This window comes from Kribbella sindirgiensis, from assembly GCF_004331435.1.
Taxonomy (GTDB): domain Bacteria; phylum Actinomycetota; class Actinomycetes; order Propionibacteriales; family Kribbellaceae; genus Kribbella; species Kribbella sindirgiensis.
On the sequence record NZ_SJKA01000029.1, the window covers coordinates 21,364 to 35,604 of the forward strand.

Below are 14,241 nucleotides of genomic sequence, written 5' to 3' on the forward strand. Positions count from 1 at the left end.
GCCCTGGAGAAGTCGTGGGTGGCAGTGTGGGCTTGCTCTGCTGCCCGGACCAGGGGCGAACCCCGAACAGCGGGGAAACAAAGTTGCAGATCGTGACAGTTTCTTTCCCACCAAGACAGCTCACCCGCTCCGACGAGAGCACTCACCGTCGCGGGGCGCCGCCGAAACCCGCCACTCGATGCACCCGACCGATCGCGGCAACCGAGGACACGCACCAGGAACACGCACTAGGGACTGGGAACAGGCAATGGTGACTCGGGACAGGCAATACCAGGTGCCTACCCACCATTGCCTGTTCCCTGATCCCAGACCGGGTTGATCACCACCCACACATCGGACAGGGGAGCCGGATGACCCCTCGGGTCAGACGACGGCGCCGCGGTCGGGTTGGGCGTCGCGGTCCACTTGGGTGCGTTTGGGGCGCGGGGGCGGCGCCGGGTAGCGGCGTTCGAGTTCGAGGAGGAACGGGGCCGCGGTGAGGTTGGAGGAGTAGGTGCCGACGAGGATTCCGAGCAACAGCGCCAGGGAGAAGTCGGCGAGCGAGTCGCCGCCGAGGAACAGCAACGCGGCGAGGATGAACAGGGTCGAGATACCGGTGTTGATGGTTCGTGGCAGGACGTTCACGATCGCGGTGTCGATGGTCGTGCCGAGGTTATCGGTGGCCCGGGCGCTGCGGGTCTCGCGGATCCGGTCGAAGACGACCACCGAGTCGTTCACCGTGTACCCGATGACGGTCAGGATCGCGGCCAGGAAGATGCCGTCGATCGGCTTGCCGGTCCAGGCGAAGACACCGACCACGACCGAGACGTTCTGCAGCAGCGCGAGGACGGCGCCGGCGCCGAACGTCCACCGGAACCGCGCGGCGAGGTACGCCAGCTGGGCGAGCAGGGCGATGCCGAGGGCGATCAGGCCCTTGTTCCGCAGCTCCTCACCGAGTGACGGGCCGATGCTCTCGTTGCGGATCACCTCGGCGTCGCCCCCGATCCGGGCCAGCGACTCCTTGATCTTCACCGCCTCGTCGTCGCTGATCGTGCCGGTCCGCACGGTGATGTCATCGGTCCCGGACGCTTGTACGACGGCGGTCGGGTACCCGGCCTCGGCAACGGCGGCGCGCGCCTGGTCCGGGGTGATCCGTTGCGCCGTACTGACCTCGATCAGCCGGCCGCCGGTGAACTCGATGCCGAGGTTCAGCCCGCGGACGGCGACGCCCGCGACGCTCACGACGATCGCGACCGCGGTGATCACCAGCCAGCGGCGGCTGTGCTTCATCAACGCGGGCCGCCGGGCTTCCAGCCAGGTCCGCACCCGGCCGTGGCCGGCGATCCCGCTCAGGGCCGGACGACGCAGGACGAACCCGCGCGACACGACGAACTCGGCGAGGACGCGGGTCACCACGAGCGCCGACAGCATCGAGGCGATCACACCGATCGAGAGCGTGACGCCGAAGCCGCGGACGGGACCGGCCGCCAGGAAGAACAGCAGAGCGGCCGCCAGGAGCGTGGTGATGTTGGAGTCGGCGATCGCGGACAGCGCGTTCTGGAAACCGCTGCGCAGCGATCGGCGCAGGCCGTCGGTGCGGCCCGCGATGAAGTCCTCACGGGCGCGTTCGAAGACCAGGACGTTCGCGTCGACCGCCATTCCGATCGCGAGGACGAAACCTGCGAGGCCGGGCAGGGTGAGCGTGGCCCCGAGCGCGGTCAGGGCGGCGTACGACATCGCGGCGTACCCCAGCAGGCCGATGACGGCCATCAGGCCGACGAGGCGATAGACCACGATGATGAACAGCGCGGTCAGCGCGAGGCCGATGATCGCGGCCAGCGCGCTGGCCTGGATCGCGTTCTGACCGAGCGACGGGCCGACCGTGCGCTGGTCGATCACCTCGACCGGAACGGGCAGCGCGCCACCGGAGATCAGCGCAGCCAGGTCCTTCGCGCCTTCCTCGGTGAAGGAACCGGAGATCGTGGTGGAGCCGCCGGCGATGCCGACCTTGCACAGCTGGTTGCCGCCGTTCGGGTCGACCTGCGGCGAGCTGATCACCTCGTTGTCGAGGACGATCGCGATCAGGCGTTGCGGCGTACCGACCGGCTGGCAGGCGGCCTTGCCGGTGATGTTCGCCCAGATCTTGCCGCCGTCGCCCTTGAAGTTCATCTCGACGAACCAGCCCTGCGCGACCTGCTGCGGGTCGAGCCGGCCCTCGGCGCCGCTGACCAGCTCGCCGGTCATGGCGGGTTTGGCGAGCCGCAGGAGGCCCTGGCCGCTCTCGGGCGGCAGGTACGTCTCCCCCGCCGCCGGTTTGGCCGGTTTGGCCGCGACCTGGTCGAGCACCTCGTGGAACGTGAGCTGCGCGGTCTTGCCGATCACCTTGGCGGCCTCGCGCGGGTCCTGGACGCCGGGCAGCTCGACGATGATCCGCTTCTCGCCCTGGCGGGTGACGTTCGGCTCGCTGACGCCGAGCGCGTCGATCCGCCGGCGCAGGACCTGGGTGGCCTTGTCGGTGGTCTCCTTGTTCGCCTTGACCGTCGGCGAGTCCTTCGCCTCGAGCACGATCTGCGTCCCGCCGCGCAGATCGAGACCGAGCTGCGGCTTCGCCGTCAGCGTGACGTACGTGGACGCCGCCAGAATCATAAAGGCGAGCAGTGCGCGGACGAGGGACGACCGGTTCACCGAATCCTCCGGAGATAGGCACCCGCAGTACAGGTGTCATGACAGAGAGCATCCACGCAGACGTGGAACGCACAGTGTACGAACGCCATTCAACCCCTCCCCCTCACAACCCCACAAGCGACCACGTCGCGCCTGGTCAGTCGGTGTCGAGGCCGTTTTCTATGGCGTAGCGGACCAGCTCGGCTCGGTTGTGGAGTTGGAGTTTTCGGAGGGTGTTCTGGACGTGGTTCTCTACGGTGCGGTGGGAGAGGACCAGGCGGGTGGCGATCTGTTTGGCGGTGAGGCCTCGGGCTACCAGGCGGAGGACTTCGGTTTCGCGGTCGGTGAGGTGCGGGACCTCGGGGCCGGTCTCCCCCAGGCGGCGGTACTCGCCCAGCAGCAGTCCGGCCAGGCCCGCGCTGAAGATCGCGTCGCCTTCGGCGGTACGGCGTACCGCCTCGTCGAACTCGTCCAGCGAGGCGGACTTCACCAGATACCCGGACGCGCCGTTCTTGACCGCCGCGAGTACGTCGTCCTGCTCGGCGCTGGCCGACAGCACCAGGACGCGGGTGTCGGGGAGGGCCGTGGTGATCTCGCGGGTCGCGTCGACGCCGGAGCCGTCGCCGAGTTGCAGGTCCATCACGACCACGTCCGGGCGGGTCGCCAGCGCGATCTTCACCGCGCTCGCGACGTCCGAGGCGGTCGCGCACACGTCGTACCCGCGACTCCCCAGATCCCGTGCGACACCTTCGCGCCACATCGGATGGTCGTCGACGATCATCACCCGCGTCATATCTTCAGCTCCCATTCGGTTCCTTCGCCCGGGGCGGTGCGGACCGTGACGGTGCCGCCCAGGTCGGCGATCCGGCCGCGGATCGACTGGCTCACGCCGAGGTGCCCGTCCGCGCGGGCCTGTTCCAGGCGCGCCGGCGTCGTACCGACTCCGTCGTCGCGGACCGACACCAGGATTTCCGCGCCGAGGTCCTCGACCACTACCCAGGACCTGGCGCCGGGCCCGGCGTGCTTCGTCACGTTGCTCAGTGCTTCCTTGACCGCGGCAACCAGTTCTCCGGCGGTGGACGCGGGCAGCAGGACCTGCGTGGCGGGGACGACGACGTCGATCCGGGTCGTGGCCAGTGGCAACAACAATCCACACAGATCAACGCGATCACCCGTCGCCACGGTCGGGCGGGTGGACATCAAGGTGCGGAGGGCAACTTCCTGTTCGGCGGCCAGCTGGGCCAGTTCGGTCGCTTCGCCGCCGATCGCCGTACCGCGCCGCTGTACCTGCGCCAGGACCTGCAGTACGCCGTCGTGGATCGAGCGACTGAGCCGCAGCCGCTCCGCGGTCGCGCTCTCCGCCGCGATCGCCTCACGCAGCCGCACGCCCGCCTGCCGCATGGTCGAAGCGGCGTATCCGACGACCAGACCGGCCACCAGCAGCAACTGGACGTTCGACAGGATCTTCGACACGTTGTCGACCCCGCGCAGCGACAGCAGAGCGAGGCTGATCGTCGCGGCGCCGAGCAGGCCGCCGTCGCGGCCGCGGGAGATCGCGAGCGCGAGGACCGGCCCGGCCGCCCACACCGAGGTCAGTACGGAGGCGCCGGCGCGGATGTCGAGCAGCGGCTGCGCCCACAGGGTCGCGAACATGCAGCCGACCGTGATGATCAGGTCGGCGAACGCGAGCCGCGTGTTCCGGCGTCCCCAGCGGCGGCTGTAGCCGTACGACGAGATCAGCGTCCAGACCCCCATCACGGCCAGCTGCAGCACTGCGCCGTACGGGCGGACGATGCCGTCCCAGCGGGTCCACACGCCGAAGCACGCGAACGCCCAGGTCAGCAGGCGGAACACGACCAGCGCACGCCACAGGGGCTGCAGCAGGTCCACGGTCTCGCGCTCCACCCGGGACAGTCTGCCAAGGAGCGGGGCTGCGGCGCGTGAGCCCTACTACTCAGAACGCAGGTTTCCCCGCTCGTTCACAGCATTTCCTCAGTTCCACTTCAGCTGACGCTAATTTCCCCGTACTCTCGCGCAAAACACGCTCGGGGGAGCTACGAACACTATGCGTTATCAGACACGGAGGGGAATCGTGCGCAAGCTACCCGCTGGGCTGTTCAGCCTGGCTTTGGCGGCGACGACCGGGCTCGGCATCGCCGCAGCCTCGTCAGGCAACGCCGCCACACCGTCCAAACCAGGGTCGGCGCCGAGCGCAAGTGAGCCTGCACCGGTGTCCGACGAGCTGTCCAGCCCGCTCGAGGACAAGCGCCGCGAGCTGCGGCAGGAGGCGCTGACCAAGGTCATCAACGGCCAGGCGACGCCCGAGCAGCGCAACGGCAGCACGGTCGTCAAGCTCGGAACCAAGGCCGCCGGTGCCAAGGGCACCAAGAACGCCAAGGGCCGGGTCGACCAGTACGTCGAGCTGTCCCGCGAGAAGACCGACAAGATCTTCGTCGTACTGGCCGAGTTCGGAAACGAGCGGCACCCGAACTACCCGGACAAGGACCAGGCACCGAGCATCCCCGGTCCCGCGACCTTCGAGGGCCCGCTGCACAACGCGATCCCGGAGCCGGACCGGTCCGTCGACAACTCGACCGTCTGGCAGTCGGACTACAACCGCCAGCACTACCAGGACCTGTACTTCGGCACCGGCAACTCGGTGAAGAAGTACTACGAGAAGCAGTCGTCCGGCCGGTACAGCGTCGACGGCCAGGTCACCGACTGGGTCAAGGTCAAGTACAACGAGGCCCGCTACGGCCGGTCGAACGGGTACCCGTGCGCCGGGAACGTCTGCAGCAACACCTGGGCGCTGATCCAGGACGCGGTGAACCAGTGGGTCGTCGACCAGAAGGCGGCCGGCCGGACCACGGCGCAGATCGCCGCCGACCTGAAGTCGTTCGACCAGTGGGACCGCTACGACTTCGACGGTGACGGCAACTTCAACGAGGCCGACGGCTACATCGACCACTTCCAGATCGTGCACTCCGGCGGCGACCAGGCCGACGGCGACCCGCAGCAGGGCGAGGACGCGATCTGGTCGCACCGCTGGGCCGTCCAGGTCCCCGGTGGCCCGAGCAACAACCCGTCCGGCGGTGCCCAGATCGGCGACACCGGCATGTACGTGTTCGACTACACGATCCAGCCGGAGAACGGCGGCATCAGCGTCTTCGCGCACGAGTACGGCCACGACCTCGGTCTGCCGGACCACTACGACACCTCCGGCGCGGCCGTCGAGAACGGCGTGAACTGGTGGACGATCATGGCGCAGAGCCGGGTCGGCAAGCCGAGCGACGGCGGGATCGGCGAGCAGGCGGCCGACTTCGGCGCCTGGGACAAGCTGCAGCTCGGCTGGCTCGACTACGAGATCGTGGCGTCCGGCCAGAACCGGACCGTCGAGCTCGGCCCGCACGAGTACAACTCGAAGAAGGCCCAGGGCCTGGTGGTGACGCTTCCGAAGAAGGAGGTCACGCACCAGCTCGTCGACCCCGCGGCCGGGACGAAGTCCTGGTGGAGCGGTCAGGGCAACCAGTTCACGCACACGATGAGCCGCCAGGTCACGCTGCCGGCCGGTCAGCCCGCGGAACTCACCTTCCAGGCGAACTGGGACATCGAGGACTGCGGTCCGGACGCTTGCGACTACGCGTACGTCGACGTGAACGACGGCACCGGCGCGAAGCCGATCAAGGGCAGCATCACCAAGGACGCCGAGGGCAACGGTATCGACGGCAAGAGCGCCGGCTGGGTGCCCGCGACGTTCGACCTGTCGGCGTACGCCGGTAAGACGATCACCCTGCAGTTCCGCTACGCTACCGACCCGGCGGCCGGCGGGCTCGGGTTCTTCGCCGACGACATCACGGTGACGTCGGGCACCACGACGGTGCTCGCCTCCGGTGCGGAGACCTCGCCGGACGGGTGGACGCTGAACGGGTTCAGCTCGGTCGGTTCGTCGTACACGAGCCTGCACGACAACTACTACCTGGCGTCGAACATCAACTACGTCGCCCAGGACCAGTACCTGAAGACCGGCCCGTACAACTTCGGTTGGGTGAGCACGCTCGGCGACAAGGTGGAGCACTTCCCGTACCAGGACGGTCTGCTGATCTGGTACTGGGACACCTCGCAGGAGGACAACAACACCAACGAGCACCCCGGTCAGGGCCTGGTCCTGCCGATCGACTCGCACCCGACCCCGATCAACCGCATCGACGGTCAGCTGTGGCGGCCGCGGGTCGGCGGGTACGACGCTCCGTTCGGCCTGGAGAAGTCGGACTCGTTCACCCTGCACATCAACGGGCAGGCGAGCTACATCCGCGGCCAGAACGCCGTCCCGACCTTCAACGACAGCAAGTCGTACTGGACCGCGGACCAGCCGACGAGCAGCGTGAAGATCCCCAACAACGGCGTCAACATCAAGGTTGTCGCCAAGAACGGCACCTCGACGACCGTCCAGGTGAGCAAGCGCAAGTGACCGCATGACAACAGCCCCCGAGGTCCTCGCGGACTTCGGGGGCTGTTGTTTTGTTCAGGCTGCGTTGCTCAGGCGGTTGCGTACGGCGTGAGGTCGCCGGCCAGCGCGGGATGCACGCGGGCCGTCATCCGGGTGCCGTCGGCGGTGTGCTCGAGGTGTTCGACCGAGCCCTCCGAGTGGATCCGCGAGACCAGGTCGCCGCGGTCGTACGGCAGCAGGACCTCGAGGGCCACGTGCGGCTGCGGCAGCGCACCCTCGAGCAGCTCACGGAGCTTGTCGATGCCTTCGCCGGTGCGGGCCGACACGACGATCGCGCCCGGCTCGCGGTGCAGGATCGGCGCCAGCGCGAGCGGGTCGGCGGCGTCGGCCTTGTTGATCACGATGATCTCCGGCACGTCGGTCGCGTTGATCTCGGCCAGCACCTCGCGGACTGCCTGGATCTGCGCGATCGGGTCCGGGTGCGAACCGTCGACCACGTGCAGCAGCAGATCGGCGTCCGCGACCTCCTCCAGCGTCGAACGGAACGCCTCGACGATGTCGTGCGGCAGGTGCCGAACGAACCCGACCGTGTCGGTCAGCGTGTACACGCGGCCGTCCGCGGTCGTCGTCCGGCGGGTCGTCGGGTCCAGGGTCGCGAACAGCGCGTCCTCGACCAGCACGCCCGCGCCGGTGATCTGGTTCAGCAGCGAGGACTTGCCGGCGTTGGTGTACCCCGCGATCGCGACCGACGGGACCAGGTTGCGGCGACGCTCCTGGCGCATCGTCGACCGGGTGCTCTTCATGTTCTTGAGCGTCCGGCGGAGCTTCGCGATCTTGGTGTTGATCCGCCGCCGGTCGGTCTCGATCTTGGTTTCACCAGGACCACGGCCGCCGATACCGCCGCCGGCCGCGCCGACCCGGCCACCGGCCTGGCGGGACAGGTTGCCACCCCAGCCACGCAGGCGCTGCTTCATGTACTGCAGCTGGGCCAGCTCGACCTGGGCCTTGCCTTCCTTGCTCTTCGCGTGCTGCGCGAAGATGTCCAGGATCAGCGCGGTCCGGTCGACCACCTTGACCTTGAGCCGGTCTTCCAGGTTGCGCAGCTGCGCGGGCGCCAGCTCGCCGTCGGCGATCACGGTGTCCGCGCCGAGCGACGCGACCAGGTTGCGCAGGTCGGCCACCTTGCCGGAACCGATGAAGGTCGCCGGGTCGGGCTTCTTGCGCCGCTGGATCACGCCGTCCAGGACCTCGGAGCCGGCGGTCTCGGCGAGCAGCTTCAGCTCGGCCAGCGAGTTTTCCGCGTCCTCGGCGCTGCCCTCGGTCCAGACGCCGACCAGCAGCACCCGCTCGAGCAGCAGTTTCCGGTACTCGACCTCGCTGATGTCGGTCAGCTCGGTGGACATACCGACGACGCGCCGGAGCGCCTGGCGCTCTTCGAGGTCGAGGCCCTCGGTAGTCAGTTCTTGGTCATACTCATCGTGACCCGTCAACGAATCGCCGGAGTCATCGCCCTGAGTCAGGTCGGTTTCGACGTCGGTGGTCTCTTCGTATGCGTGTGATTGGGTCGTCATATACCTTCCATGGTGGCACGGGCCTCAAGTACAAGCGACCCGTTTACCAGGAGTCAACGCCCCACGCAGAACTCAGATTCCCGGCAGCCAGGCCCGGTCGAACTCCCCGCGGGCGTGCAGAACGGCCGGTCCGGTCAGTTCCAGGTGGTTGTCCGCACGCCACGTCACGCTCACTTCACCACCCGGTACGCCGACGCGGTACGTGACTGGGCGCTCGTCACGGGCTTGGCGTGCCGCGGCCACGGTCACGGCGCAAGTACCTGTGCCGCACGACCTCGTCTCCCCCGCACCCCGCTCGTGGACGCGCATCTGGACGTCGCGCGGACCACGCCGTACGACGAACTCCACGTTGACCCCGTGCGGGAAGGCGTCGGCCGGCGACCACGTCGGCTGATCGCACAGATTGCCCGGCTCGTTCAGGTCGTCGACGAACGCGACCGCGTGCGGGTTGCCCATGTCGACGTGCACGGCGGTCCATTGGTGACCGTTGGCGTCGACCACGATCCCGGCGGCGTCGGGGAGCTTCGGCTCGCCCATGTCGGCGGTCAGCGTGCCGTCGTCGTTCTGCGCGACCTCCTTGACGCCCGCGCGGGTGCCGATCCGGACCGGCTTGCCGTCGATCAGGCCCGCCTCCGCCAGGTACTTCACGAAGACCCGGATGCCGTTCCCGCACATCTCCGCGATCGAACCGTCCGCATTCCGGTAGTCCATGAACCAGTCGCCGCCGTCCTCGACGTACGACTGCTTGTCGCCCTGGATCACCCGCAGCACCCCGTCGGCGCCGAGCCCCGCGTGCCGGTCGCAGAGGAACCGCACCACCGACGCGTCCAGCGCACCGTGCACGGAACCGTCGGGATCGGGCAGGATCACGAAGTCGTTCTCGGTCCCGTGCCCCTTCAACCAGGGAAACGTACTCATACCGCCCAAGCCTACGTCGAGAGCCTTTTCACCGAGCCGAAAACCCCGGACGGCATGGACCGCGCTCACTGTCAGACTTCCAACCGTGACGCTGCGGATGGTCTTCGACCGGGACGACCTCCACCGGGTCCGGCTCGCCGACGGGCCCGATCCGCTGTGGGAGCTCGTCCTCAGCCTGCATGCAGCCCGGGAGCCGCTGGTGCCGGCGCATCTGGCACGGTGGCGGGAGCAGGCCACAGTCCGTGTCGCGGCGCACGACCACGCCCGGAAGTGGCTGGGCATCCTGTTCACCCTCGTACCGCTCGAAGGGAACTTCCCCGACTTCCTCACCCCGGCCTACTCCGGTGACAGCATCGGCGCCGGCTGCGAGATCGTCGCCCGCACGCAGCGCACGTTGCTGCGTCCGGACCTCGAAGCGGTGTTCACGGGCCGCACACCGCCGCAGTGGGTCCGCGAGCTCGCTGCGGGCGATCATCGCCGCCTCACCGACGTGGCCGGCGCGATGCACACCGGGTACGACGTACTCCTCGAACCCGTGTGGCACGAGCTGACCCGAACCGTCGGCACCGACCGCAGGACCCGGGCCGATGCGCTCGCCCGCGGCGGTGTGGATGCCTTGCTCCGCTCTATCCCTGGGGTGATCGGCTGGGACGGACAGGTGCTGGAGGTCGGCTACGGCCTCCGGCACCACACCGTGCAACTGCGCGGCCGCGGCCTCACGATCCTGCCGAGCTTCTTCTGTACCGAGCGTCCGATCACGCTCATCGACCCCGAACTCCCGCCGGTCCTCGTCTACCCCGCGGCCGCTGGATCCCCGGCCGGACCCCGGACGGCGTCCGCACAGCTCGTGGCGCTGCTGGGCAAGACCCGCGCCGAATGCCTGGCCGCGCTGGCCACGACCCTCACGACAAGCGGGCTCGCGGCCCACGTCGGTACGTCGGTCGGCAGCGCCAGCAAGCACGCCACGGTACTGCGGGAAGCCGGCCTGATCACCACCGTCCGCCACGGCGGCGCCGTCCGCCACCACGTCACCGAACTGGGAGCAGCCCTCCTCGATGAACGCTGACCGCCTCTCTGTCTGCCTGCTGCTTGTCGTCGGGCTTCTCAGCGCCTGCTCCGGTCAGGACGACCGAGTCAAACTCAAGGCCGCCCTCGAGAACGGACCGTTGTCGGTCTCGGTGGACTCCTCCGGCAAGGCCGACTTCGGCGCCGCCGAGCAGTTCGAGCTCGACATCCTCCACCCCGGCAAGGGGGTGTCCACCGCCGCGGAACGCGTCGAGGAGCAGCGCGCGAAGGAAGCCGCCGAGCTCCGCTGGTACGTCGTGTTCGTGCTGGCGTCCGAGGGCGGGAAGGAGGCGGTGTTCGAGTTCGCGCCGGACGGGCTGCTGCAGGTCTCCCTGTCGGGGAAGGTCGTCCAGTCACTGCGGATGCGGATCACGGTGGTCGAGCTGACCCCGGGCGCGACCGCCGAGATCACCCAGATCGCCGCCGCGACCTCCGGCCCGGGCGGCACGTTGCCGGATCCGCTGCTGCCGAAGGAGCTGGTCGGCCGGTGGACCGGGAAGCTCAGCTTCTTCGAGCGCAGCAACCCGCTGGGCAAGGGATACACCCGACCCGACCGCCCGATCACGATCACGATCCCGTCCCGGAAACTTCCCGGCTCGAAGGTCGTCGGTACGGCGTACCTGCCGAAGGCGGACTTCACCGTCAGCTTCGGCGACCGGGAGCAGCACGAGTCCCGGCCGGCGCAGAAGAACACCTTCGTCCTGGACACCACCTCGGACCGGCCGATCTCGATCCAGCGCGTCTATGTCCGGATCGCGGACGGCAGCGGGCCGCCGTTCAGTCTCACAGTGCTTGCCAACGGCAAGTTGTACGTCGAGCAGTACAAGAGCGTCAGTGCCCAGTCGGAGCTCGACCTCGGGCAACTCGAGCAGGCCGCCCTGCTCACGAGGGCGGACTGACATGCGCAAGCTGATCCTTCTCGTCCCCCTGTTGCTGCTCATGGCGGGCTGCGTGCAGAAGGACTCGATCTCGTTCGGTCCGGTGGAGATCTCGGTCGACGAGGCCGGGTCGGTCGAGGTGTTCGTCGGCCCGTCGTTCGCGACCCCGATGGGCGATTTCAAGGTCGGCGCCGCGATCACGGTCATCGACCGGCAGCCGGACGATCACTGGTACGTCGTCATCCGGCACACCTCTCGATCCGTGGTCACGGACACCGTCTACCGGATCGGCTCCGCGAGCGGGTTGCGGATCGAGTCCGGCGGGCAGCTGGTCGAGGAGTTCGCCCGGCATCGCGCGCTGATCGTCGTACCGCCGGGGCAGGCCAACACGATCCGGATCAGCCCGATCGGCGACGGCGAGTACTCGGTGCGTGATGCCGGGGCGGTGGCGATGCCTGCGGGGCTGGCGGGTGCCTGGTCCGGTGCGGTACGCGGCGGGGACCGAAACGTGTGGACGAACAAGACGAACGAGTACTGGCCGCGGACGCAGGTCCGGCTGCGGTTGTTCGGCGGCGAGATCGGGCAACCCGTCGGCGAGTTCAGTTATCCGGCGTGGAACTGTTCAGGAGTGGTCGTGCTCGCCGATGTCGGTACCACGTTCCGGCCGCTCACCGGCGAGGACGGGAAGCCGGTCGTCGGGGTTCGGCTGAAGCACGTCGTACTGGAGAGTGGCCGGTCCCAGCGCTGCGGTGGATTCATCAAGGCCGGGCAGGGCGATCCGGACCAGGGCCGGTTGGTGCTCCGAGCCGTTGCCGGCGGCAAACTCCGGATGGACACGAGCCTGGAGTGGACGCCCGAGGCCACCGAGGACGAGCCGAACCCGGAGCGGGCGATCTCGACGACGCTGACGCGCTAGTTTTGCCTCATGATCGCGTACTTCTGGGAGCAGGACGACGCTGTCGCGGTCGCGGAGCGGCTGGGCGGGGAGGTACGGCGCGGGCGCTTTCACGGCGAGGACGACGACGAGGACCATCCGTGGCTCGTCGTACTGGACGAGGTGGATCAGGCCGCCCTCGACGAGCTGCTGACCGAACACGACGGCTGGCTGGAACCCGACACCGACGCCCCACCCGCAACCCCTCCCCCACTCCCGACCGCCCCGAAGCGCTTCAAGAAGTAGCTCACACCATCCGCCCAGGGCGGGCATCAGTTGGCGCGGCGTTGGCGAGGGTTGGCTGGCCGGCTACGAGGACGTGGGTGACGCCGGTGGAGAGTTGCCAAGGGTCGTCGTACGTCGAGTTGTCGGTGATCGTGTGCGGGTCCAGGACCACCAGGTCGGCGATTGCGCCTGGTTTGATGTGGCCGCGGTCGGTGAGGCCTAGGCGGGTGGCAGGGAGGGAGGTCATGCGGCGGATGGCTTCGGGGAGGGTGAGGATGCCGCGGTCGCGGGCGTAGTGGCCGAGGACGCGGGGGAACGTGCCGAAGTTGCGGGGATGCGGATGGCCCGGGCCGGTGGCGTCCATGATCCAGCCGTCGCTGGCGACCGCCGTTCGCGGATGCGCGAGAACGGTCGTCACGTCGTCCTCGCTCATCGCGTGGTTGACCACGCTGACCGCGGCCTGATGAGACTCGAGGATGCGGAGCACGATCTCGGCGGCGTCCACCCCGTCGCGCTGCGCGATCTCAGTGACGCTGAGGCCGCGGCTGTCCTCGTAGCGGCCGGGCGGCAGCGATGCGATCACGACCGAGTCCGGCGAGAGCAGTACGTCGGCGCGGAGGGCGTCGGCGATCCGCCCGCGTTCAGCGGGATCCGCGAGCCGGTCGAGCAATTCGCCACCTGCCAATGCCCAGGTCGGGAGCCGGGTTGTGAGCGTCGTGCTGGTGGCGGTGTAGGGGTAGGCGTCCCATCCGAGGTCGACGTCGTCGACCTGATCCAGGTGTTCGAGGGCGGCGTCGACGAGCCCGTAGTTGGCCTTGCCAACGGCCTTGAGATGCGAGATCTCCAGCCGGGCGCCACCCGCTCGCGCCGCCGCGATCGCCTCGTCCAGGGCGGTCAGCAGTCCGGCGCCCTCGTTGCGGATATGGGTCGAGTACAGCAGGCCGCACTCAGCCGCAGTGGCGACGAGTGCGGCCACCTCCTCGGATGCCGCGTAGGCGCCGGGCGCGTAGATCAAACCGGTGGAGAAGCCGACCGCTCCCTGGTCGGCAGCCGCGCGCAGCAGGTCCTGCATCGTCCGGAGTTCCGTGGGCGAGGGCGCTCGGCGAGCGCTGCCCATCGCGGCGATCCGCAGCGTGCAATGACCGACCTGCAACGCCAGGTTCACCGCCGGCCGCAGCGTCGCGGCGAATCCCGCGAGGTCGTTCCACGTCCAGTCGTGCTTCGGTCCGAGGAACGCCGTACCTGCCCGGAGCGTCTCGAGGTCGGTGATCGGGAACGGTGACCAGCCGCAGTTTCCCGCGACCAGCGTGGTGACGCCCTGGGCGAGCTGCGACTCGGCGGCGGGGCTCGCGCCGAGACTGAAATCCGCGTGTGAGTGCAGATCGACGAACCCCGGTGCCACAATGTTGCCCGTGGCATCGATGACGTCGGCTTCGACGACCGGCTCACCAGGTGGCAGCACCGCGGTGATGCGCTCTCCCTCGACCAGCACCGTCCCGGGTACCAGATCGGCGCCAGTGCCGTCCACGATCAGGCCGCCGGTCAGTGCCACGCGCATCG

The 14,241-nt window shown here is 68.7% G+C and carries 11 protein-coding genes; 5 read left to right on the plus strand and 6 right to left on the minus strand.

The window, feature by feature from the left end; all coding sequences use genetic code 11:
• Positions 1–363: 363 nt before the first annotated feature.
• The 3 genes from secD to macS all read right to left on the minus strand — a co-directional run bounded on the left by secD (position 364) and on the right by macS (position 4,548).
• Positions 364–2,664 carry a protein translocase subunit SecD gene (gene secD / locus E0H50_RS40610; protein WP_131296498.1) on the minus strand — a complete coding sequence of 767 codons (2,301 nt, stop codon included), beginning with the start codon at positions 2,662–2,664 and terminating at the stop codon, positions 364–366.
• A 136-nt stretch (positions 2,665–2,800) separates the two neighbouring features.
• Entirely contained in the window at positions 2,801–3,436 is a 636-nt protein-coding gene (locus E0H50_RS40615; protein ID WP_131296547.1) for a response regulator, read from the minus strand.
• Positions 3,433–4,548 carry a MacS family sensor histidine kinase gene (macS, locus tag E0H50_RS40620; RefSeq protein ID WP_131296499.1) on the minus strand — a complete coding sequence of 372 codons (1,116 nt, stop codon included), beginning with the start codon at positions 4,546–4,548 and terminating at the stop codon, positions 3,433–3,435. Before macS ends, E0H50_RS40615 begins: the two co-directional genes overlap by 4 nt.
• Positions 4,549–4,735: 187 nt before the next feature.
• Between macS and E0H50_RS40625 the strand changes: the two genes are divergently transcribed.
• Positions 4,736–7,111, plus strand: a complete 2,376-nt coding sequence (locus tag E0H50_RS40625; RefSeq protein WP_131296500.1) for an immune inhibitor A domain-containing protein — start codon at positions 4,736–4,738, stop codon at positions 7,109–7,111.
• Between the two features lie 68 nt (positions 7,112–7,179).
• Here E0H50_RS40625 and hflX read toward each other — a convergent pair whose 3' ends face one another.
• Entirely contained in the window at positions 7,180–8,661 is a 1,482-nt protein-coding gene (hflX, locus tag E0H50_RS40630) for a GTPase HflX (protein WP_131296501.1), read from the minus strand.
• Positions 8,662–8,733: 72 nt separating this feature from the next.
• Entirely contained in the window at positions 8,734–9,579 is an 846-nt protein-coding gene (gene dapF, locus E0H50_RS40635; protein ID WP_131296502.1) for a diaminopimelate epimerase, read from the minus strand.
• Positions 9,580–9,664: 85 nt separating this feature from the next.
• On the opposite strand from dapF, the gene E0H50_RS40640 reads away from it, so the two are divergent.
• The 4 genes from E0H50_RS40640 to E0H50_RS40655 are packed head-to-tail and all read left to right on the plus strand — an operon-like array spanning position 9,665 to position 12,702.
• Complete coding sequence (locus E0H50_RS40640; protein WP_131296503.1) at positions 9,665–10,645, plus strand: helix-turn-helix domain-containing protein; 981 nt, start codon at positions 9,665–9,667, stop codon at positions 10,643–10,645.
• Positions 10,635–11,543 (plus strand): hypothetical protein, encoded by a 909-nt coding sequence (locus E0H50_RS40645; RefSeq protein WP_131296504.1) that lies wholly within the window; start codon positions 10,635–10,637, stop codon positions 11,541–11,543. Before E0H50_RS40640 ends, E0H50_RS40645 begins: the two co-directional genes overlap by 11 nt.
• Position 11,544: 1 nt before the next feature.
• Positions 11,545–12,438, plus strand: a complete 894-nt coding sequence (locus tag E0H50_RS40650; protein ID WP_131296505.1) for a hypothetical protein — start codon at positions 11,545–11,547, stop codon at positions 12,436–12,438.
• 9 nt (positions 12,439–12,447) lie between these two features.
• The gene (locus tag E0H50_RS40655; RefSeq protein WP_131296506.1) at positions 12,448–12,702 is read left to right on the plus strand and encodes a hypothetical protein; all 255 of its coding nucleotides are present in this window, start codon (positions 12,448–12,450) and stop codon (positions 12,700–12,702) included.
• Between the two features lies 1 nt (position 12,703).
• Here the strand turns inward: E0H50_RS40655 and E0H50_RS40660 are convergent, their stop codons facing one another.
• Positions 12,704–14,239 carry an N-acyl-D-amino-acid deacylase family protein gene (locus tag E0H50_RS40660; protein ID WP_131296507.1) on the minus strand — a complete coding sequence of 512 codons (1,536 nt, stop codon included), beginning with the start codon at positions 14,237–14,239 and terminating at the stop codon, positions 12,704–12,706.
• Between the last annotated feature and the right edge of the window lie 2 nt (positions 14,240–14,241).